The following is a 19,805-nucleotide window of genomic DNA, read 5'->3' on the forward strand; positions in this document are numbered from 1 at the left end:
CAAGCGTTCGGCCAGAGAGCGCGATGTCGAGCGCATCGCCGGTCCCGACGATGTCGGGGAGCCGCGCTGTCCCGCCCCAGGCCCCGAACAGGCCGAGTTTGACCCCCGTTTCCGCGAAGGTCCCGCCGGGCGTCGCCACCCGGATATCGCAGGCCAGCGCCAGTTCGACGCCGCCGCCCCGCGCCGCGCCGTCGATACCGGCGACGACGGCCCCGTCGTAGGATTCGAGCGTCCGAGCGACCCGCTGACCCAGCGCCGCGAACGCCTCGGCGCTCTCCGAATCGAGGGCCTTGACCTCGTCGAGGTCCGCGCCGGCGCAGAACGCCTCGCCAGCGCCGTGGAGATACAGCACTGGCTCGGTCGCTGACTCGACTGCTGTTTCGAGGTCACGTAGCGCCGTGCTGGTGAGCGCGTTGCGCTGGTCGGGCCGGTCGAGCGTCAGGGTCCGGATACCATCGCCGCTCGTGGTCTGTACCATGCCTGCTGTGACTCTGCGGTTTCCAAAGGTCTTTGCCCTTCCCGTCGCTAGACCCTCATAATGGAGGAAGTGGCGGCAGTTCGCCGAGCGGCGTTGGCGGCAGTCGACGATGTCGAGCCTGACCGGCTTCACGAGCGGATCGCCGCTCGCCTGGACGACGCGTCGCTTGCGCCCGGCGTCCTGGCGCTCGTCAGCGCGGGCGCAACCAGCGACCCACCGGTCGATCTGGCCGACGGCGTCGCTGACCGAGCCGCCGGCGTCCAACTCATCTACGAGGGGCTCTCGCTCACTCGTCAACTGGCCCACGACGACCCTTGGGTCAACGGCGACCGCGACGCGGCCGACCTGGATATCCTCATCGCGGACATCCTCGTCTCGCGTGGCTTCTACCTGCTCGCCAGGACCGAGGCCGCCGACGCCGCCGTCTCCGTCGTCCGTTCGTTCGGCCACGACCAGACAGTCCGTCAGACGACCAACGACGACAGTCTCGACGCCGCGCTCGAAACTGACATTCTGGAACTCGCCGTGGTCGCCGGCGTCACCGCCGCCGGCATCCGACCCACACCGACGCTCCGCGAGTACGCGACTGAACTGGCCGTCGACGGCCTCCCGTCGAACGCCAAATTGCTCGGTGAGGAGGTCGCCGACGCGCTCCGGGCCCGCGCGGGGGCCGAACAGCCATCCGGCGACGGGACCGAGGCCGCCGCCGACCACTGATACTAATCGACACACCGGCCCTGAATCGAAACGACTTTAGACAATTGCCGGATACACATTGATGCGTGCCTGGGTAGCTTAGCGGTAAAGCGCGTCCTTGGTAAGGACTTCGTAGATATTAGGGACGCGCGGTTCCCTTTCGGGGGACTCAGGCCCTCACACCCCATTTTGCGTCTTCTCTGAAAGAGAGACAAGGTGTGAGCAAATGGTCGAAAACGCTAAGCAACGAACAGACCGCAGTATTGCGATTTCGAGTGTAACTCAGGAACAGAGTGCAACGACCCCGAGTGTAACACGAGGGGAGTGTTGTTCCTTTGCTCAGAGGCTCGAATGACTTACCAAGGCGACCCCCTCGATAATCTTCCCTCGGAAGTTGGTGAGGATGCGGGCATCCTTCCAGCGCCTGAACCCATCGAGTTTCCGTTCCCTCTCGTGAGCAAACGGACGAAGGAGGACTTGGAGAAGTTCGGCGTCAACGTCGCGGAAGATTACCGCGACTTCAAACAGGAGGTGCTGACGTGGCTCGCTACCTACGGAAAGAACCCCGAGAAGGGCGAGGGACTGGCCGATACCACGCTGAAGTCCACCCACTACAAGCTGGAGACGGTCTTCCGCTGGCTGTGGGACTACGAGGAGCGGTACACGACGGAACTCACTCCGGCAGAGGCAGACCGATTCATCCGCCTCCTGAATATGTCCGACTCGATGATTGATTCCAGCGTCCTCCACCACCTCAAGGTCATCAAACGGTACTTCAAGTACCACAACCACACGCATGGGACAGATTGGGAGTGGGAACCCGACCTCGACCTCAGCCAAGCGAACGGCGAGGAGCGTGATTACCTACATCGAGGGGCGTTCAAACAGCTATACAGCGCCGCGCTCGAATACGGGTCGGTCAAGAGCTACCACTCAGTAACTCCCGAAGAACGCGACCGCATCAAGACCTACCTCGCCCGGCTTGAGGGAGTCCCGAAGGAGAACATCGGCCCCGAGGAGTTCAAAGAGGCGAACTCGTGGAAAGTCCCGTCGCTTATCGCAGTCACTCTCGATACCGGGCTTCGACCCATCGAGGTGGGGCGGGCGTCGGTGGATTGGGTAAATCTGGAATCCCACGAGCTGAACATTCCAAAAGAGGAATCCACCAAGAACGAGGCGTACTGGAACTGTACCCTCAAGAACCGGACGGTAAACGTTCTGAATCGCTGGCTCGATGAGCGTTCGACCTACGAAAAGTACCAAGACCGCGACGAGCTGTGGCTCACGAAGAAGGGCACGCGGTACAGCTCGAAGTCGTGTAATTACCTCCTGCGCCGACTCATCGAGGAGGGGAACGTCTCGATTCCGAAGAACAAGGACGTGACGTGGTACTCAATCCGGCACGGCGTGGCGACTCATTGGGCGAACCACGTCGGGCCGCACCACGCGAAGGAGCAACTTCGTCACAAGAGCGTGACGACGACGATGAAGTATCTCCACTCGGACTCGGAAACGCGGTCGTCGGCGGTGGAACAGATATGGTGACGAACTAATCGCTACTGGTCAACAGACCTCGGAAATTTTGGTTGTATCTCTTTTGCGTCCAGATTGTCTAATGCTTCGACAGTACGAGTGACACGGTTGATTTCTTTTTCCAAATCCTCAGCATCGTGAACAAGAGTCTGCGTAGGGTGCATAATCCGATTTCGGAGGTCAACCAACCCACCCAAGTCATTGTCAAACTGATTTCGGGATGAATATCCCATGCTTTCACGGAGGTTATCTGATTTACCGACAACTTTCAATAGGCTTGATAGATACATATGCTCGGAAATATGTACGACTAATTCGTCAATTTTGGACTTTTGCCACCGACCAATCGCTTCTGGTTTTGCTTCAGTAAATAGCGATTCAGAATCGGGGTATTCCTGTTCAACCAAGTAAGCCAACTGAACTTCAAACTCTGAGAGAACCCTGTAAAATAACTCTCTTGCTCGACGCTTGTTCGCATCTGCAAGAGTTAGTATAGAATATCTTTCGGAGGCCATACTCTCAACCGAATCTACAAGATTTATGTAAGTCTCGTCATCGTATCGCTCTCGGAAATCATCTGGATTGTTAGCAATCTCATCGGCTCTAAATGACCCATCAGGAAGATTGAATTCAGTAATTCCTTCAGGGACGTATTCGCCATCCTCCGAATTAAAGCTCCTAAACTTATCAAACAGTAAGAAAGGATACTCTTGTAATTTTGAGAAGGCATCGAGCATCGGCGTATCAGGATGTAGGTACTGTTCTCGCTCTATTTCTCGGAGTTCGTTACAAGATAAATCATAATATTGTCCGTCGTCCGGCATCGGAATATATGTGTAATTTTGCTTCCGATACTCCTCCATCTCATCTTTGTATGATTCAATTGTAGATGTTTCCGCTGACGATGCAATTCCTCTTGCAGTGAATATGTTGAGATTCATAGCTGAGTCTTACGCTGTTTCAGTAAGTAACTCTGGTGCTGGTAATCAATAGATAATCCGCATCGAGGGGGTCACAAACACATCCTCCTTTTGTGAATTAGCACGTCACGGTACGGCACGCCCGGTGGCTTTCATCACATTCTTATACGGCTGTGTAATAGAATCGAGTGCAGAAGGCGGAAAAGCGGGGTGTACGCACCCTGAGTGCCTGGGTAGCTTAGCGGTAAAGCGCGTCCTTGGTAAGGACGAGACCCCGGATTCAAATTCCGGCCTAGGCTTTTTCCAAGCGACTGACCCAGAGCGCCAGCGATGGGTCCGGAGCGCGTGAAACGCCGGATCCGGAATTTGAATCCCTGCCAGTCGCAGCGCCGACCAGCGTGAGGGCGACCGTCCTGCTCCGGTTCACATTCCGGCAGAGGCTTTCTACAACGAATTAACTGTCCAGAGCGACGGACTCCGTGATCAGGTGAGGCAATAGTGGCAGTTGCAAGCCCGAAATTGTACCGAAGCGTGGAATCCCGAAACCTTCAGTTCTGCTGACTGCTTGCAAAGGGATATACCGCTGTAGGCCCAACATTGCATGTGAGTACCACACACGACGAGACGGCAGAGGCGGTATCGCAAGCCGAGAACGGCCGCGCCATGGGGCCCGCCGCGCTGGCGTCCGTCGCGTCCGTTGCCCTGGCGCTGTACTTCTACTACGTCCGCGGCGACAAACAGCGGGGTCAGTTCATCGGTCTCTGGCCTGCGACCATCCTCGGACTCGCCGCGTATCTCAGACTCGGCGAAATCAAACGGCTTCTCCGAGAGGGCGCTGACTGAACAGGAACTGATGCCGGATTCCGCCGTGGTATCGAGTTACAACCAGCCGTCCGACCAGCCACCACCATCGACACATGCGCTCAACCCTCGCCCAGACCATCACACGCCTTGACCTTGACACCCGAATCCAGTACGGACTGATGCTCCTCTTCGGAGGACTCTGCCTGTTAGCGGCGGCCGCCCCGCTTGGCACCCTCACGAAGGCCGTCGTCGTCTCCGCGCTGTTCGGATTCACCGGCGGGCTCTGGGTGTCACACCTCGTGCAGATCATTCAACGGGCCGCGGAAACGGCACAGCCCGAGGCCGAGCAATGACTGAAGATGTCACCGAGGACTCGCCACAGACATCCGGCTTCCTCGCCGGGCTCGAGTTTCTCACCGGTGAGGACCCCAGCGCAGGCTCGTTCCTGCTGGTCGTTGGAATGGTCACCTGCGTCTTCATCGCCGCGTTCCAGTTCATGCTGACCCCCCGATTTCGACACTGCTTACGGGGCTCGTTCTGGTCATCGCCGTTATCAGCTTCATACTGGGCGCGGTGCTGGATATGCTCAATTACTTCGACACGCCGCGGAGCCCGTCACATTGAGCCTGGCGCACGGAAGCCATCCCGCTAACACCGCCCTCTAGTGGCAGTTCCTGTCGGCTACCGCTGCGGTTCTTCTGCGAGCGCCGTTTCCCGTAGTCGCTTGCATGCCTCGCTTTCGGCCGTCAGTTCGGGCACAGGCGTGGGCGTGCCGTCGTCGACGGCGACGAAGGTGGCGTAGGCGCTCGTCGTCTCCTCCGTTTCGCCCGTGTGGGGGTCCTCGCGGGCGACTTCGATGCGAACCCGGACGCTGGTTCGGCCCGTCGCGTAGGCGTATGACTCGATGAGCGCGGTGTCACCGATGGGTATCGGGCGCTCGAAGTCGACGCGAGACATCTGCGCGGTCACGCAGGACTCTCTGGCGGCCCGCATGGCCGACATCGCCCCGATTTCGTCCATCCACTTCATCACGATGCCCCCGTGGGCACTGTTGTAGTTGTTAGCGTGGGTCGGCTGGACGCGCTCACGGTTGACGATATGGGTATCGGCGATAGTCGGCATACCGTCTCGTAGAGCGTGTCCCGGGAAAACGGTGTGGTGCGCGGCTGACGGGATTCAGCAGTGACGGCGTGCATTCATACTGGTGCCGTGGCTCGCAACCGCCAGACAAACAGCTCCGGTGCCGGACTTATCCGGTGAACTGGTGGTATTCGAGGCCTTTGTGTTTCATCTCGTTGTGCTTGCGTTCGAGGAACGAGTAGACGGAGCCATGCGGTGCACCGTCCAGAATCATCTCGGCGGCCTCCCGGACGGCGTCGACCTGCTCCGGGCCGCCGATGATGCCCAGCGTCGAGCCGTAAATGACCACGGCCGCGCCGGAGAGTTCCTGCATGAGTTCCCGCGTCCGGCCGCCCTCACCGATGAGACGGCCCTTCTGGCGGCGGAAGTCGTTCTTGTTGCGGGAGGCGGCCTCGATATCGATGAGTTCGAACATCATCATGTCGTCTTCGAGCAGCGCCAGCGCGTCGTCGGGCGCGAACCCGCGGCCGATGGCCTTCACGATGTCGGGGCCTTTCAGCGCCGTCACGGGGTCGCCGACGGACTCGACTTTCACCGTGCCGTCCTCGGAATCGATATCCAGCCGGACCTCTGCGCGCTCCTCGATTTCGCGCATGGTCTCACCTCCCTCGCCGATCAACACACCGATACGGTCCTGCGGAATCTTCACGTGTTGCATAAGTATACCTCTCTGTAGGAGGGTCTGCCTGTTTAAAACTTCGGCGTCTGGACTGCCCGGTACCGAATCCCGTCCATCAGCGTGTGACAGACTGCCCGTTACATGGCGGTCTGTGGCCGGTCAGAGGCTCAATACGGTGGAAAGGAACCAGATGAGGCCGAAGCCACTCCCGACCGCACCCACCAGTTTCGTGAGCATGACGTTCCAGTCGGCGGGTTCGACCTCACTGGAACGGGTTGTACTCCCGATGGCGTCCAGTTGTTCGTTGAACTTCGTGATGCCGTACGCATACCGGTACATAAGTGCCCCACCTATCGTTATGAGCGGACCTAAAAAGAGGCCGGACTGGGAGTCTTCGGACTCGCTGTCCTCGGGTCTGGGATTGTAACTGAAGGTTTCCGGTGTGCCTGTCTCGTCATTCTGGACCGCTGAGGCTGTAGTCTGGACAGGCGACACTGCTGACTGCTCGCTGTCTCTGGTGGCCGGTGGCTCCGTGTCGTGGGACCCAACTGCGATTTCGTCGAGATACACCCGGCCGTCGAGCTGGACCTGCCAGGCGGTGTTTTCAGCGCTGGTCGAAACCGTTCTGGTCACGCGCTGGCGGCGCTGACGGTCAGTGTCCCACAGCGTGACCTGTGCGGTCCCGTTTGGATACCACCGGATTTTGACGACGAAGAACCGACCAGTGGGGGCCGTGACGCGCTCGGACGTGACCACCGTTCCGCTTTCGTTCGTCGAGACAATGTCGACGCGGTCGTTGTTCTCCCGACCGACATTCCGGATTGAAACTGAAGCCGTGGCAGTCCCGTCAGGGCGTTCGCCGACCCGCAACGCTCCGCCGCGTCCCACGTCAACGACACCAGTCACAGTGCCTTGACTGGCGTTGATTGTTGTTGCGGTCAGTGTCGCGGTGGCGTTGGCATGGACGCCGAGCGAACAGTCCCCGTCTGCGCCGATACGCAGGGTTTCGCCGGCGGTCCAGTTGGTCGTCGACGCGGTGCCAAGGCCGTCAATGTAGTGGTATGCCGCGTCTGTGTCCGGCATGTCTGGGTGTTTGTCTTGTACCGAGCACTCTGGCTGTGGAGCCGCTGACTCGGTTGTGGCGGCATGGACGTGCGTAGCAGTCGCCGAGTGTGTCTCATTGCGTGCCGCGTTACTGAACCCAGCGGCGACCCCGGCGGTGGCAATAACTGCGACCACAGCGAGCAGGGCAACAAGCGGTACTATCTGTCCGGTTGTGGGGGTTGGAGGGCGTCCCATAGGTAGATGACGGGCGGTCGTACAGCCGTGGTGGCAGCTCGTCGTTGGGCACCACTGTCCCATCGGTTATTGCTTTTCTGCATCTGTGGCAAACGCACCACTGGCAGTAATCTCAGGCAGAGAACCGAACCCGAAATCGACGAGTGAAGGAGAACCGGACGCTGTGACTGCAGGCGTCCCGTAGCACTGCTGTCAGTTCAGAAACTCGACGCCGGTGATTTCGAACCGCGCGCCGCCCGTGTCGCTGTCGGTGACGAGGATGTCCCAGCCGTGTGCGCCCGCGATGGTCCGGACGATCGAGAGCCCGTAGCCGCTGCCGTCTTCGGCAGTCGTGAAGCCGTGGTCGAACACGTCGTCTTTGATGTCTACCGGGATGCCGGGGCCGTCGTCCTCGACGTAGAAGCCGTGGTCCAGCGGGCCGACGCGGACGATAACGGCGCCGTCGCCGTGTCGGATGCTGTTCTGAAAGAGGTTCTCGAACAGTTCGATGAGACGGTCGGCGTCGGCGCTCACCGAGCCAACATGGTCGTAGTGGAGCGTGGCTCGTTCGGTTGTGCCGCCGGCCCCTTCCCAGGCGGTGTCGACAACGTCCTTGACGTTCGTCGTTTCCGGGTCGGTGACGACGTTGCCCTGCTTGGCGACAGAGAGCAAATCGTCGACGAGGCGGGCCATCCTGTCGCTCGTCTCTTCGAGCGCGTCGAGGTGTTCCTCGTCACCGGTTTCGCGGGCCAGATCCACTCGTGAGGAGATGACACTGAGTGGGCTCCGCAGATCGTGGGCGAGGATATCCGTGAACTCCTTGAGCCGGTCGTTCTGGCGTTCGAGCATCTTGTCGTACTGGTGTTTCTCGGTCGTGTCCTGGCTGACTGCGACGAACCCCTCGGGGTCCCCATCCCCGAGCGGCGAGAGCGAGAGTGTCGCCCAGAACACCGTCTTATCAGCCTGCCGGTGCCAGTGCTGTGTCTCTATGGGGCCGTCTGCCGCCTCGGTCAGCAGTGCGTCAACGGTCGTCTCCATTTCTTCGGGGTCGGCAAACAGCATGTCGACGTGGTGGCCGACCGTCGCGTCCCGGTCGTAGCCGTACAGCGTCGCTGCCGGGTCGGGCCAGGTCGTGATGGTGCCACCAGCATCGAGCATGAACACCGCATGCGAGGACAGTCCTTCGATGAGGCGCTCAGACACCGAGTCGTCGTCGCGCGCTGACTGCTGATCCGAGCTGTCTGTAGTGTCCATCAGCCGCACCTACCCTGGACAGGCCAGCGATAGTTCACACGGGACAGGGACCACTGTGACAGGTAAGCCATATAGATGTATACAGTAACTAACATATTACGCACTGTGGTTTTCACAGCAAACGCGAGTTGTTATGAACCGGGTAACAGCGGCGCTGTCGGTCGGTTCGTGTGTGAGAACCTGCAGACATGACTGGCAATGGCGACCACTCACTCCTCGTCACGACGGTCCGCCGGCGTCCCCTGCGGGACAGCGTCGTCGTCGCTCCCCGGGGCGGTATCGTCCTTGTCTTTCGGGGTCGCGTACTCCCGGACGTACGCGAGCAGATCCTCGGGGGTGGCGTCGACGCCCTGTCTGGCGAAGAAGTTCGCGACGTTGCGGCAGTCCCGTTCGAGGAAATCGTCGGCGTTGGGGTGGTGGATGGTCACTGCCTGCCCCAGGTCGATGATGTACAGTTGGCCCTCGTGGAAGACGATGTTGTACTCCGAGAGGTCGCCGTGGACGAGGCCGGCGTCGTACAGCCGCCGGGTGTACTCCTTGACGACCTCGTAGGCCGTCTCCGGGTTCTCGATGTGGACCTCGCTGAGACGTTTGCTGCGGCCCTCCTCGGTCCCCAGATACTCCATCACGAGGACGTTCCGCTCGACGGCGATGGGCTCCGGCGTCCGAACGCCGGCCCGCCGTGCGCGCTTGAGGTTCGACGACTCCTTGCGGACCCACGCGGTGACAACCTTCTTTTTGTCCGAGCCGATGCCCTCGAATCGGGGGTCGCCGTCGAGATAGCTCCGCATGTCCTTGAAATCGGAGGCGTTGATGCGGTACACCTTGACGGCGACCTCTGTATCGCCGGACAGCGCTGTGTAGACGTTGGCCTCTTTGCCGGTCGAGATCGGCCCGCCGAAAGCGTCGATGTGGCCGTCCTGAACGAGCTTGTACAGCGCGCCGTAGGTGGCGTCGTCGAAGACGCTGGCCTCGACTTTGAATTGGTCGGCGTCCTTGATGCGCTCGCGGAACTCGCTGAACTCGCGGTCCCGCTTGCGGGCGATGCGGTCGGCTTCCGTGTCGGAGACGTCGACCTCTTCCCACTCGTCGCCCGGTGAGTCGACGTCGTCCGTATCGAGCAGGCCGAACTGCCCCTCGGTCACGCTTTTGCCTCCGTCGAGCCCGCAGCCAGATACATATCAGGCTACTCCTGAATGTGGCCCTCCTCGCGCAGTTGGTCGGCGTCCTGTTTCTCATAGCGCCATGTGATGTCGGCTTTCTCGTCTTGCCAGTCCCAGGGTTCGACGAGGACCACGTCGTCTTCGCGTATCCAGATCCGCTTTTGCATCTTGCCCGGAATCCGGGCTGTGCGTTCGACGCCGTCCATACAGCGTACCTTGACGCGGTTCGCGCCAAGCATGTCCATGACGACGGCGAACACCTCGTCTTCTTCCGGCATCCGCAGGTTCTTTCTGCTGTCGTTGTCGCTCATAGACGGTACTTCGACGGGGAGAGGTTTAAGGTTTGGAAAAGTTGGACCGAGAACCCGGTCCGTGGCCCCCGTGACGGTGTGGGACAGACGCTGGGGCCGTAGAAAAGCGATGTCGTCGCGTCAGTCAGCGCCGAGACAGCCGACCCACGAGCAGTCGGTACAGGTTTCGATGCCTTTCGCCGTCGTCGTCTCCCCGCGACAGCGCGGGCAGATGGAGCCGATCTCCGGCGGCTGGACGGACTTACTCATCGGTGATGATGTCCGCCGACAGCCCCTGTGCCATCTCGATGTCCTTGGAGTTGTTCAGCGTCCAGGCGGTGCGCTCGGTGACGGCCTCGATGACCTCGCGGCCGCTCGGGAGGCCGTTGCCGGACTTCTTGACGCCGCCGAATGGCAGGTGGACCTCCGCGCCGATACACGGGAGGTTGCCGTAGGCGAGGCCGATTTCGGCTTCGTCGCGGAACTGGTTGATCTGGCGGTAGTCCTCGGAGATGATGGCACCGGCGAGGCCGTAGTCGACGCTGTTGTGCATCTCCAGTGCGCGGTCGAAGTCACCCGAGTACTCAAGCAGCGCGACGTGGGGGCCGAACACTTCCTCGTTGATACAGCGCAGGTCCTCGTCGTAGTCGATCTCGTAGACGAACGGGCCGACCCAGTGGCCCTCCTCGTGACCCTCGGGAATCTCTTCGGCATCGAGGTCGGCGCGGTCGACGAGCACGTTCGCGCCCTCCTCGCGAGCGAGGTCGTTGTAGCGCTTGAACTTCTCGACCTGGTCTCGCTCGATGAGCGGCCCCATGAAGGTGTCTTCCTCCAGCGGGTCGCCGACGGCGATGTCTTCGGCGATGTCGACGAACCGCTCCTTGAATTCGTCATAGAGGTCCTCGTGGACGATGAGCCGCTCCGAGGAGACACAGCGCTGGCCGGTCGTCTTGAAGCTGGACATCACGGCCGAGTGGACGGCGATATCGAGATCGGCTTCCTCCGTGACGATGACGGCGTTCTTTCCGCCCATCTCGCAGGCGGCGATCTTGCCGGGTTCGCCGCCGACCTTGGAGGCGATCTTGTGGCCGACTTCGGCGCTGCCCGTAAAGAGGACCGTCTCGACGCGGTCGTCCTCGACGATGGCGTTGCCGGCGTCGCCGTAGCCCTGCACGAGGTTGAACACGCCGTCCGGGATGCCCGAGTCCTCGAACATCTCGGCGATGATGTGGGCACACCACGGGGTCTGCTCGGCGGGCTTCCAGACGACGGTGTTGCCCTCGACCAGCGTCACTGCGAGGTGCCAGAACGGGATTGCGACCGGGAAGTTCCACGGGGTGATACAGCCGACGACCCCCTTCGGCTTGCGCCGCATATAGGCGTCCTTGCTGGCGATCTCGGACGGTACCACGTCGCCGTGGGGGTGGCGGGCGTTGCCGGCGGCCCACTCGACCATGTGCCAGGACTCGGTCACGTCGGCCAGCCCCTCGCTGATTTCCTTGCCACACTCCATGGTGACGATTTCGCCGAGTTCCTCGTGGCGGTCACGCAGCTCGTGGTAGATGTCCCAGAGGTACTCTGCGCGGTCGATGTGCGAGAGCGAGCGCCACTCGTCGTAGGCGTCTTCTGCCGCGGCCAGCGCGCGGTCGACGTCGGCCTCGGTTCCGCGGTGGAACGAGGCGAGCGCCTCGCCGGTAGCCGGGTTCTGACTTGTGAACGTTTCCTCGCCGGTGCCTGTCGTCCATTCACCGTCGATGTAGTGTCGCCGTGAGTCGTCTGTACTCATGGTAGGTACTGTACGCGTCCCCCACCAATATGTTCCACCGTCCATGGTCAGGGGTCGGCAATAACCTGATATATCCTCTACAATCCGGCATTATCTCCCATGGTCGGTGTTCCCCTTATGAACCGCACCTTTATCTGCGTCCATATCGTGACTGTCTTTAGCACCCCTTCATACGGAGGCGCCCAGTATGAGTGAAGCACAATCAGAACACGGGGGACTCCAGCTCACCCTGAGCATCTGGCATCCTGACTGCTGGACCCTCGAAGTCACCGATCAGACCGCGGCTGGCCTGTTGGCTCACGGCGTGTACAACACCCAGAACGGCAGCGTGAAGGGCCTGTTCACGGCGTACGCAGACAGTATTAACGACGTCGAGGATCTCATCGACGCGACCCGTGATTCGTCGCTGACCGACTCCGTGCTGGAGTTACGCGAGCGCCACGGCGCGACTGGCACGTCCTCGTCGCCGGGGAACACGACCCGCGAGCTGTTCGTCGAGTACGACCCGGACAACACCATTAGCGACAGCCTTCTCTCGCGGGGGTTCATCCACAACGACCCGGTTCGCGTCCGCCACGGCCGCGAGCACTGGCCGGTGTTTTTCCCGGACTCCCGCGACGAGGCCGAGTCGCTCCTCGACGAGATCCGCGAGGAACAGTCGGCCGATATCGAAGTGACTCGAATCACGTCCGCCGGCGGCGGCAATCCGCAGCAACTCCGGCGGATGGACAGACTCTCGGACAGCCAGCGCGAGGCGTTCGAACTCGCCAGACAGGAGGACTACTACGCGTGGCCGCGGGGCATCTCGACGCGCGAACTCGCGTCGAAACTCGGCGTTTCGAAGACGACGCTACTCGAACATCTCCGGAAAGCAGAAGCGAAACTACTCGACCCGGACCAGTAAGTTAGCTCAGAACGGCCCGAACAGCGAACAGCGCGTTCTCTTTGCGTTCACGGACGCGCCGGTAGAAGTAGGAGAACCACTTGTCGCCGTAGGGGATATACTGCCACATCGGGACGCCCTCCGCGGCGAGGTCGCGCTGGGCGTCGTCGCGGACGCCCATTAGCATCTGCACTTCGTAGTCAGTGCCGTACTCGTCGTGGAGGTCCTTCGCGTAGTCTATCATCGCCGGATCGTGGCTACCGACGCCGATACCGCCATCGAACTCCTCGAACATCAGTTCGAGACAGTCGCGGTAGGCTTCGTTGACGCGCTCTTTTTTCTTGTAAGAGACCTCTTTGGGCTCGGAGTAGGCTCCCTTGACCAGCCGGACCTTCCCGGGAAGAGGAGCGAGCCGTTCGAGGTCCTCGGGCGTCCGCTTGAGGTTTGCCTGTGTACAGACGCCGACGCCGCCCTCGTGGTCCGTGACGAGTCGTTCGTACGCGTCGAGGGTCACATCGGTCGTCGTGTAATCCTCCATGTCGACCCAGACGAAGACGCCGTGGTCGTCGCCCGCCGCAACGATCCGTTCGAGGTTCTCGACGAACACGTCGTCCCCAACGTCGAGGCCGATCTGCGAGGGCTTGACCGAGATAGCGCAGTCGAGGCCGCTCCTGTCGATTTCTTTGACTAACTCGATGTACTGGTCTGCGTCCTCGTCGGCGGGCTGGCGCTCGTCGTAGTGTTCGCCTAACAGATTTAGGATGCCCTTGACGCCGTCGTCGTTGAGCGAAGCGACGTGGTCGAGCGCCCCCGGGGCTGTCTCCCCGGCGACGAAGTTGTTCGCTATCGGCGGAATCATTATCGAAACTACGCCACTATATGAGCCTAAACGCACCCCCTACCAAAAAAGTCCTCTTCCATGGCCTGAAATTAAGTGAGTGTGAAACTGCCGAGCGTATCGTCGTCGTCCCGGTAAAACGTGTGATCGCCCGTGATATGCGCTGTACCCGAAACGACCGGGCTGGTCACGGTGACACCGTCGTCGACGTTTGTCTCGCTGATATACCCCTCGAACGCCGACCCCACCGGGCCGGTCACTTCGACACGCTCGCCAACAGCGAGGTCACCGTCGACGTGGTGAAGCGTCAACCGCGCACACGTCCCCGTCCCACAGGGAGAGCGGTCGATAGATCCGTCGGCGAACACCACACAGCTCCGGTCGCTGTCGCTGCCGGCGGTGAGTTCGACTGCCGAGACGGTCACTGACGAACCGGTGACTGGGTCGTCGGGTGCGACGTCGTTGACTGCTCGGCGGAGTGCCAGTGCGGGCTCGATACACTGCGTGGCATCCTCGCCGTCGAGCGTGACGCCCAGGCTCTCAGCGTCGACGACGGCGAAGTAGTTCCCGGAATAGACGATACGAGCCTCGACCGGGATGCCGTCCTGTTCGACGGTAATCGTCTCACAGACGTAACTGTCGACGTTCTCGAACGCGACGCGGCGGACGACGCCGTCAGCTATCTCGACCGTCACGTCGACCAGCCCGGCCGGGGTTTCGACGGTCAGTTCCCGCGTTTCGGGGAGTTCGCCCCGTTCGACGAGTGCGGTCACGACCCCGATGAGGCCGTGGCCACACATGTCCAGATAGCCGTCAGTGTCCATGAAAAAGACTCCGAGGTCGGCCCGGTCGGTGGGCACCGGGACCGCCCCGAACATATCCGCGTGTCCGCGGGGCTCCTGCATGAGGAGTTTTCGGACGCCGTCTGCTGTGGCTGCGAACCGGTCGCGTCTCTCCCGGACGGTCTCTCCGGCGAGTGTGTCGGCCTCGATGCCGTCGAGTACGATGCGCGTCGGCTCTCCGCCCGTATGCGTGTCTACCGTGATAAACTCCGTTCGTTCCATAGCCGTAGCGATACTCTATGCGGGAAAGGCGTTCCAGAAGTATTAATTGACGGCTTTCCGTACGCCGTCCAGAACATGGTGCCTACCATGGACGGTGACAGGGTTATACAGGGACTTACGAAAAAGGATATCAGTATACCATGAACGACCATGACAAGTCTTCGATCGACAGGCGAAGCGTAATCAAAGCCGCTGCCAGTGCCGGACTCGTCGGCCTCGCCGGCTGTTCCGGTGGTGCTCCCGACGAAGGTGACGGTGGCGACGGTGGTGACGGCGGCGACGGTGAATCGACGGACACCTCGACGGATTCGGGCTCTGAAACCTACACCATCGGGATGGTGGACAGCCTCTCCGGCTCGCTGTCCGCGTTCGGGCAGCGGAACCAGCGCGGCAAGGAAATCGCGCTTGACGATATCAACTCCGTCGGTGTTAGTGGCGGCGAACTGGCGATCTCACAGCAGGACGACCAGAGTACGAGCCAGGGTGGAGTCAGTGCAGCCCAGACACTCGTCAATCAGGAAGAAGTTCCGCTGCTCATCGGTACTGTCGGGAGCGGCGTCAGCACGGCCATCCACGAGAGCGTTGTCCAGAACACTGATGTCGTCCAGATCAGCCAGAACAGCACCAGCCCGAACCTGACGAACTTCCCGGACCTGCTCCGGATGCCGCCGGCCGGCAAGGCACAGGCGGAGGCGATCTCAACGCTCCTCGATGAAGACGGTAACGAGTCCGCTGCCCTGGCCTGGATCAACAACGATTACGGGCAGTCCGTCGGCGAGGCCTTTATCGAGGCCTACGACGGAGAAATCGTCTACAACGAACCCCACGACCAGGGCCAGTCCTCCTACAGTAGCACCATCTCCTCGATGGCTAACACCGACGCCGACGCGTGGGTGTTCATCACCTACCAGCCGGAGTTCGCAACGATGTCCCAGGAGGCGTTCGACCTGGGCGTCACCGATCAGGCCGCCTGGTACGGTGGGGACAGCGTCAAAGGCCCGAAAGTCCTCGAATCAGCTCCCGAGGGCAGCCTCGACGGAATGAAGGCCGTGGTGCCGAGCGTCCCACAGGACGCCGAGAACTACCAGGCGTTCGTCTCGGAGTTCGAGGAGCGCTTCGGCGAGGAACCAACGTCGTGGTCGGCGTACGCCTACGACGCGGTGGTCGTCAGCGCACTCGCTATCGAAGCCGCCGACGAGTTCACCGGCTCGGCGCTCATGGAGGTCGTCCGTGACGTGACTCGTCCCGAAGGCGAGGAGGCGACCACCTATGAGGATGCACACGAGATTCTGGCCAACGGTGGCTCGCCATCGGACGTGGACTACACCGGCGTGAGCGGCCCGATCGACCTCGACGAGAACGGTGATCCCGTCGGGTTGCTGCAGGTGTTCGAAGTCGTGGACCACGCGTACGAATCCAGCGGCTTCATCGAGGGCTAAGGCGGCCACGACCCTTTTCCATTTTCACCAATGGCGCAGATATTACAGTACCTGGCAAACGGGCTCGTTTTCAGTAGTATCATCATCCTCGGGAGCATCGGACTCTCGCTGGTCTACAGCATCGCCGACTTCGCGAACTTCGCACACGGCGATACGATGACGCTGGGCGCCTACGGGGCGTTCGTCGCGTTCGGCGTGTTCGGCGGTCTCGGCGGCACCGTTCTCGGTCTCCCGATCGGGTTCTTCATCGCCCTGGCAGTCGGAATGGCGCTAGCGGCCGTCGTCGCCGTCCTGACTCACATTCTCGTGTACAAGCCCCTCGATACGGACTCGATCGGGCTCCTCATCACGAGCATCGGCGTGGCGTTCGTCTACCGCGCGGTGCTACAGGCGTCCTTCGGGACGGACTTCCTGCAGTACGATATCCGTCGCAGCGGGCCGATTCAGGTGTTGCTGGACACGCTCGGCGTCGCGGTGACACAGCGAGACGTCGCGATCATCGTCAGCGCGGCGGTACTCGTCGTCGCTCTACACCTCTTGCTCCAGCGGACGACGCTGGGCCGGAAGATGCGTGCGACGGCTGACAACCCCGACCTCGCACGCGTGAGCGGCATCCGAACCGACCGCGTCATCCTCGTCATGTGGGTCGTCGGCAGCGCCCTGGCCGCCGCCGGTGGCGTCTTCCTCGCGCTGTACAGCCAGCTCGACCCGCGCATCGGCTTCAACATCCTGCTGGTCGTGTTCGCCGCGGTCATCCTCGGCGGTATCGGTTCGGTGTACGGGGCGATGCTCGGTGGGCTGCTCATCGGGATGCTCCACGAACTGACGCCGTTGCTCGGCGACATCGGGCTCCCCATCAGCAACGCCTACGCGCCGGCCGTCGCATTCGTCATCATGGTCGCAGTCCTGCTTGTCAGGCCTCGCGGCATCGCGGGTGATATGACATGAGCGCGCTCGATGTCGGTGGGTACTCGCCCCGGGAGAAAGGCGTCGCGGGGGTGCTGGGCGCGCTCGCCGCGCTCTTGCTCCTCGCGGTCATCACCGGCTTCCTCGCCCCAGCGTACCTGCTGTATCTCGTCGGGCTGTCGGCGATGTACATGCTCCTCTCGATGGGGCTGAACGTCCAGTGGGGGTACGGCGGCATGATCAACTTCAGCGTCGCGGCCTTCTTCGGCCTCGGCGCGTACGGGACCGCCCTGCTGACGGCATCCGGCTCGCCGATATCCGGTGGTGTCAGCCCCATCGTCGCGCTGTTCGGCGGTCTCGGTCTCGCCGCGGTGCTCGCGGTAATCATCGGCTATCCGACGCTGAAACTCCGCGACGACTACCTCGCAATCGCGTCGCTAGGGCTCGCAGAGGTCGTCCGTATCTTCATCCTCAACGAATCCCAGTGGACGGCGGGCAGCGCCGGGCTGACCGGCATCCCGCTGTTCTTCTCCGACTGGCCCGTGCTCGGTGACCTGACGTACCCCTACATCTTCTACGTAGGCGGGACGCCGGTGTTCAACATGAGTCAGTCGGTGGTCACCAGCGCGCTGAACGTCGTCCTCGTCACGGTGATTGTCGCGGCCGTCTACCTGTTCCTCCGGCGCATCCACCAGTCGCCGTGGGGCCGCGTCCTGCGAACCATCCGGACCGACGAGGACCTCGCGGAGACGCTGGGCAAGAACACGTTCGCGTTCAAGATGCAGGCCTTCGTCATCGGGAGCCTCATCATGGCGCTCGCGGGCGTGTTCTACTCCCACCTCGTCCTGTTCGTCAGTCCCTCGGACCTCCAGCCGATCACGACGTTCTACGTCTGGGTCGCTGTCATCCTCGGCGGCACCGGCAGCGACCGCGGTGCGATGCTGGGCGGGTTCACTATCGTCGCCATCCAGCAGGGGACGCGCTTCCTGACCGACACTGGCGCACTGCCCATCGGCGCGGCACCGCTCCGACTCATGCTGGTCGGCCTGCTCATCATCTTTATCGTCAGGCTCCGCCCGGAGGGGATTCTCCCGCCGGAGCGCGAGCTTATCTGGCCCGACTCGCTGGGCGGTGGTCGCGATGAGTGAGCAGTCGCTCGTCTCCGACGGCCCCGTTCTCGGCAAGGAGGACCCCGTCCTCCGTGCTGAGGGGCTGGAGAAACGCTTCGGCGGCCTCGTGGCGACGGACGACGCGTCAATCGAGGTCGAACGCGGCACCATAACGGGCCTCATCGGCCCGAACGGCGCCGGCAAGTCCACGCTGTTCAATCTCGTCTCGGGCTTCTACGAACCCGACGCCGGCTCCGTCGCAGTCAACGGCGTCGACGTGACTGGCCAGAAGCCCCACCAGATCGCCGATCAGGGGATGATCCGGACGTTCCAGACGCCGCGCAAACCGGAGGGGATGACCGTCCGGGAGGCGCTGCTCGTGGGGCCGCACAACCAGACCGGGGAGTCGATCATCCCGCTGTTCACCTCGCCTGACACCGTCGAACAGGAGGAACGGCGCTCGCTGGAACAGGCCCAACAGATGCTCGAACGGTTCGAGATCGGTGACCTGGCCACCCAGCCCGCGACGGACCTCTCGGGCGGGCAGATGAAACTGGTCGAACTGGCCCGCGGGATGATGGCCGAACCCGACCTGCTCCTGCTCGACGAGCCCGTCGCCGGCGTCAACCCCGTGCTGGCCGACAAACTGGCGGGGTTCATCGAGGAACTCAACGAGGAGGGGATCACCTTCCTCATCATCGAACACGACATGAACTTCATCATGCGGCTGGCCGACCCGATTATCGTCCTCAATCAGGGGAGTGTCCTCGTCGAGGGGCCGCCCGAGGCGGTCCGGAGCGACGAGCGCGTCATCGACGCCTACCTGGGAGGGCCGTCGGAATGACCGACCCCATCCTCACCGTCGACGGCGTCGACAGCGGCTACGGCGAGGTGCAGGTGCTCGACGACCTCTCGCTGACGCTCGGCGAGGGGGAGATCGCCTGCCTCGTCGGCCCGAACGGGGCTGGCAAATCCACCGTCCTCAAGACGGTGTTCGGGATGCTGGAGCCCTGGACTGGCTCGGTCCGTCTCGGGGACCGCGAAATCGGCGGGATGGCTCCGGAGGATATCGTCCGAATCGGCGTCGGCTACGTCCCACAGACCGAGAACGTGTTCGGCTCGCTGACCATCGACGAGAACCTCCGGATGGGCGGGGTCGCCCGCGACGGCGGCCTCGACGAGGTCGTGGCCGAACTGTACGACCGGTTCCCCATCCTCGACGACAAGCGTACCGCGAACGCGAAGACGCTCTCGGGCGGCCAGCGGCAGGTGCTGGCCTTCGCCCGCGCGCTCGTGATGGAGCCCGACGTGTTGCTCATCGACGAGCCAAGCGCCGGTCTGGCACCCAACACCGCCAAGGAGGTGTTCGACGACGTGGAGACGGTCAACGACCTCGGCACGTCGATCCTCATGGTCGAGCAGAACGCCCGCGAGGGGCTGGGCATCTCCGACCGCGGGTTCGTTCTCGATCAGGGGACTGTCAAGTTCGAGGGCGAGGCGGACTCGCTGCTCGACGACCCCGAGGTGTCCCGGCTGTATCTCGGCGGCGAATCGCGCCGCTGAGGTCTCACATCGCTGTTTTATTCGCGCTCGCCGCGGAGCCGC

General features: G+C 62.1%; 22 protein-coding genes and 1 tRNA gene. 11 read left to right on the forward strand and 12 right to left on the reverse strand.

Annotated elements, in window-relative coordinates; translation table 11 throughout:
- A partial coding sequence (locus GJ630_RS14625) for an enoyl-CoA hydratase/isomerase family protein (protein ID WP_191450174.1) occupies positions 1-478 on the reverse strand: 478 nt, incomplete at its 3' end.
- A gap of 60 nt (positions 479-538) precedes the next feature.
- Between GJ630_RS14625 and GJ630_RS14630 the strand changes: the two genes are divergently transcribed.
- Both GJ630_RS14630 and GJ630_RS14635 read left to right on the forward strand, forming a co-directional pair.
- The gene (locus tag GJ630_RS14630; protein WP_014041535.1) at positions 539-1,195 is read left to right on the forward strand and encodes a hypothetical protein; all 657 of its coding nucleotides are present in this window, start codon (positions 539-541) and stop codon (positions 1,193-1,195) included.
- Positions 1,196-1,525: 330 nt separating this feature from the next.
- On the forward strand, positions 1,526-2,719 hold the full coding sequence (locus GJ630_RS14635) for a site-specific integrase (RefSeq protein ID WP_191450176.1): 1,194 nt from the start codon (positions 1,526-1,528) through the stop codon (positions 2,717-2,719).
- Between the two features lie 11 nt (positions 2,720-2,730).
- Here GJ630_RS14635 and GJ630_RS14640 read toward each other — a convergent pair whose 3' ends face one another.
- Positions 2,731-3,648, reverse strand: a complete 918-nt coding sequence (locus GJ630_RS14640) for a hypothetical protein (RefSeq protein WP_191450178.1) — start codon at positions 3,646-3,648, stop codon at positions 2,731-2,733.
- Between the two features lie 206 nt (positions 3,649-3,854).
- Between GJ630_RS14640 and GJ630_RS14645 the strand changes: the two genes are divergently transcribed.
- From GJ630_RS14645 to GJ630_RS14655, 3 genes are all read left to right on the forward strand, one after another.
- Positions 3,855-3,926 (forward strand) — tRNA-Thr (locus GJ630_RS14645).
- A gap of 304 nt (positions 3,927-4,230) precedes the next feature.
- Positions 4,231-4,470 carry a hypothetical protein gene (locus GJ630_RS14650; protein WP_023843446.1) on the forward strand — a complete coding sequence of 80 codons (240 nt, stop codon included), beginning with the start codon at positions 4,231-4,233 and terminating at the stop codon, positions 4,468-4,470.
- 74 nt (positions 4,471-4,544) lie between these two features.
- Positions 4,545-4,784 (forward strand): hypothetical protein, encoded by a 240-nt coding sequence (locus tag GJ630_RS14655; protein ID WP_129755721.1) that lies wholly within the window; start codon positions 4,545-4,547, stop codon positions 4,782-4,784.
- A 328-nt stretch (positions 4,785-5,112) separates the two neighbouring features.
- Here the strand turns inward: GJ630_RS14655 and GJ630_RS14665 are convergent, their stop codons facing one another.
- From GJ630_RS14665 to GJ630_RS14695, 8 genes are all read right to left on the reverse strand, one after another.
- Positions 5,113-5,553 (reverse strand): acyl-CoA thioesterase, encoded by a 441-nt coding sequence (locus GJ630_RS14665; RefSeq protein ID WP_014041531.1) that lies wholly within the window; start codon positions 5,551-5,553, stop codon positions 5,113-5,115.
- Positions 5,554-5,680: 127 nt separating this feature from the next.
- On the reverse strand, positions 5,681-6,229 hold the full coding sequence (locus GJ630_RS14670) for a KH domain-containing protein (RefSeq protein ID WP_004590591.1): 549 nt from the start codon (positions 6,227-6,229) through the stop codon (positions 5,681-5,683).
- A 120-nt stretch (positions 6,230-6,349) separates the two neighbouring features.
- On the reverse strand, positions 6,350-7,273 hold the full coding sequence (locus GJ630_RS19645; protein WP_252718825.1) for a hypothetical protein: 924 nt from the start codon (positions 7,271-7,273) through the stop codon (positions 6,350-6,352).
- Positions 7,274-7,681: 408 nt separating this feature from the next.
- Positions 7,682-8,722: a PAS domain-containing sensor histidine kinase gene (locus GJ630_RS14680; RefSeq protein ID WP_191450179.1), complete on the reverse strand. Its 1,041-nt coding sequence runs from the start codon at positions 8,720-8,722 to the stop codon at positions 7,682-7,684.
- Positions 8,723-8,931: 209 nt separating this feature from the next.
- Positions 8,932-9,867 (reverse strand): serine/threonine-protein kinase Rio1, encoded by a 936-nt coding sequence (gene rio1, locus GJ630_RS14685; RefSeq protein WP_014041528.1) that lies wholly within the window; start codon positions 9,865-9,867, stop codon positions 8,932-8,934.
- 41 nt (positions 9,868-9,908) lie between these two features.
- A complete protein-coding gene (gene eif1A, locus GJ630_RS14690; RefSeq protein ID WP_004516096.1) occupies positions 9,909-10,196 on the reverse strand; it encodes a translation initiation factor eIF-1A in 288 nt (95 codons plus the stop codon).
- Positions 10,197-10,316: 120 nt separating this feature from the next.
- Entirely contained in the window at positions 10,317-10,445 is a 129-nt protein-coding gene (locus GJ630_RS20355; protein ID WP_023843444.1) for a hypothetical protein, read from the reverse strand.
- Complete coding sequence (locus tag GJ630_RS14695) at positions 10,438-11,961, reverse strand: aldehyde dehydrogenase family protein (protein ID WP_191450181.1); 1,524 nt, start codon at positions 11,959-11,961, stop codon at positions 10,438-10,440. The genes GJ630_RS20355 and GJ630_RS14695 overlap by 8 nt, the downstream gene beginning before the upstream one ends.
- A gap of 187 nt (positions 11,962-12,148) precedes the next feature.
- On the opposite strand from GJ630_RS14695, the gene GJ630_RS14700 reads away from it, so the two are divergent.
- Complete coding sequence (locus GJ630_RS14700) at positions 12,149-12,865, forward strand: helix-turn-helix domain-containing protein (RefSeq protein WP_014041526.1); 717 nt, start codon at positions 12,149-12,151, stop codon at positions 12,863-12,865.
- A 1-nt stretch (position 12,866) separates the two neighbouring features.
- Here GJ630_RS14700 and GJ630_RS14705 read toward each other — a convergent pair whose 3' ends face one another.
- The gene (locus tag GJ630_RS14705; RefSeq protein ID WP_129755718.1) at positions 12,867-13,703 is read right to left on the reverse strand and encodes a proline dehydrogenase family protein; all 837 of its coding nucleotides are present in this window, start codon (positions 13,701-13,703) and stop codon (positions 12,867-12,869) included.
- 71 nt (positions 13,704-13,774) lie between these two features.
- Positions 13,775-14,746, reverse strand: coding sequence for a proline racemase family protein (locus GJ630_RS14710; protein ID WP_191450183.1), 972 nt, complete (start codon positions 14,744-14,746; stop codon positions 13,775-13,777).
- A 140-nt stretch (positions 14,747-14,886) separates the two neighbouring features.
- On the opposite strand from GJ630_RS14710, the gene GJ630_RS14715 reads away from it, so the two are divergent.
- The 5 genes from GJ630_RS14715 to GJ630_RS14735 are packed head-to-tail and all read left to right on the forward strand — an operon-like array spanning position 14,887 to position 19,763.
- Entirely contained in the window at positions 14,887-16,185 is a 1,299-nt protein-coding gene (locus tag GJ630_RS14715) for an ABC transporter substrate-binding protein (protein ID WP_014041523.1), read from the forward strand.
- A gap of 30 nt (positions 16,186-16,215) precedes the next feature.
- Complete coding sequence (locus GJ630_RS14720; RefSeq protein ID WP_014041522.1) at positions 16,216-17,133, forward strand: branched-chain amino acid ABC transporter permease; 918 nt, start codon at positions 16,216-16,218, stop codon at positions 17,131-17,133.
- Complete coding sequence (locus GJ630_RS14725; RefSeq protein WP_050007487.1) at positions 17,130-18,239, forward strand: branched-chain amino acid ABC transporter permease; 1,110 nt, start codon at positions 17,130-17,132, stop codon at positions 18,237-18,239. Before GJ630_RS14720 ends, GJ630_RS14725 begins: the two co-directional genes overlap by 4 nt.
- Positions 18,232-19,044 carry an ABC transporter ATP-binding protein gene (locus GJ630_RS14730; protein ID WP_023843442.1) on the forward strand — a complete coding sequence of 271 codons (813 nt, stop codon included), beginning with the start codon at positions 18,232-18,234 and terminating at the stop codon, positions 19,042-19,044. Before GJ630_RS14725 ends, GJ630_RS14730 begins: the two co-directional genes overlap by 8 nt.
- Positions 19,041-19,763: an ABC transporter ATP-binding protein gene (locus GJ630_RS14735; protein WP_011224244.1), complete on the forward strand. Its 723-nt coding sequence runs from the start codon at positions 19,041-19,043 to the stop codon at positions 19,761-19,763. Before GJ630_RS14730 ends, GJ630_RS14735 begins: the two co-directional genes overlap by 4 nt.
- Positions 19,764-19,805: the final 42 nt, after the last annotated feature.

The organism is Haloarcula sp. CBA1122 (assembly GCF_009741785.1).
In the GTDB taxonomy this organism is placed as follows: Archaea; Halobacteriota; Halobacteria; order Halobacteriales; family Haloarculaceae; genus Haloarcula; species Haloarcula hispanica.

What these genes read in the sequence shown, in the direction of transcription:
- GJ630_RS14655 (WP_129755721.1), top strand. Translation starts at nt 4,545, where the DNA reads ATGCGCTCAACCCTCGCCCAGACCATCACACGCCTTGACCTTGACACC.
- GJ630_RS14730 (WP_023843442.1), top strand. Translation starts at nt 18,232, where the DNA reads ATGAGTGAGCAGTCGCTCGTCTCCGACGGCCCCGTTCTCGGCAAGGAG.
- GJ630_RS14695 (WP_191450181.1), bottom strand. Translation starts at nt 11,961, where the DNA reads ATGAGTACAGACGACTCACGGCGACACTACATCGACGGTGAATGGACG.
- GJ630_RS14720 (WP_014041522.1), top strand. Translation starts at nt 16,216, where the DNA reads ATGGCGCAGATATTACAGTACCTGGCAAACGGGCTCGTTTTCAGTAGT.
- GJ630_RS14725 (WP_050007487.1), top strand. Translation starts at nt 17,130, where the DNA reads ATGAGCGCGCTCGATGTCGGTGGGTACTCGCCCCGGGAGAAAGGCGTC.
- GJ630_RS14715 (WP_014041523.1), top strand. Translation starts at nt 14,887, where the DNA reads ATGAACGACCATGACAAGTCTTCGATCGACAGGCGAAGCGTAATCAAA.
- GJ630_RS14630 (WP_014041535.1), top strand. Translation starts at nt 539, where the DNA reads ATGGAGGAAGTGGCGGCAGTTCGCCGAGCGGCGTTGGCGGCAGTCGAC.
- GJ630_RS14680 (WP_191450179.1), bottom strand. Translation starts at nt 8,722, where the DNA reads ATGGACACTACAGACAGCTCGGATCAGCAGTCAGCGCGCGACGACGAC.
- GJ630_RS14665 (WP_014041531.1), bottom strand. Translation starts at nt 5,553, where the DNA reads ATGCCGACTATCGCCGATACCCATATCGTCAACCGTGAGCGCGTCCAG.
- GJ630_RS14640 (WP_191450178.1), bottom strand. Translation starts at nt 3,648, where the DNA reads ATGAATCTCAACATATTCACTGCAAGAGGAATTGCATCGTCAGCGGAA.
- GJ630_RS14710 (WP_191450183.1), bottom strand. Translation starts at nt 14,746, where the DNA reads ATGGAACGAACGGAGTTTATCACGGTAGACACGCATACGGGCGGAGAG.
- GJ630_RS14700 (WP_014041526.1), top strand. Translation starts at nt 12,149, where the DNA reads ATGAGTGAAGCACAATCAGAACACGGGGGACTCCAGCTCACCCTGAGC.
- GJ630_RS14670 (WP_004590591.1), bottom strand. Translation starts at nt 6,229, where the DNA reads ATGCAACACGTGAAGATTCCGCAGGACCGTATCGGTGTGTTGATCGGC.
- GJ630_RS14735 (WP_011224244.1), top strand. Translation starts at nt 19,041, where the DNA reads ATGACCGACCCCATCCTCACCGTCGACGGCGTCGACAGCGGCTACGGC.
- GJ630_RS20355 (WP_023843444.1), bottom strand. Translation starts at nt 10,445, where the DNA reads ATGAGTAAGTCCGTCCAGCCGCCGGAGATCGGCTCCATCTGCCCGCGC.
- GJ630_RS14635 (WP_191450176.1), top strand. Translation starts at nt 1,526, where the DNA reads ATGACTTACCAAGGCGACCCCCTCGATAATCTTCCCTCGGAAGTTGGT.
- GJ630_RS19645 (WP_252718825.1), bottom strand. Translation starts at nt 7,273, where the DNA reads ATGCCGGACACAGACGCGGCATACCACTACATTGACGGCCTTGGCACC.
- eif1A (WP_004516096.1), bottom strand. Translation starts at nt 10,196, where the DNA reads ATGAGCGACAACGACAGCAGAAAGAACCTGCGGATGCCGGAAGAAGAC.
- GJ630_RS14705 (WP_129755718.1), bottom strand. Translation starts at nt 13,703, where the DNA reads ATGATTCCGCCGATAGCGAACAACTTCGTCGCCGGGGAGACAGCCCCG.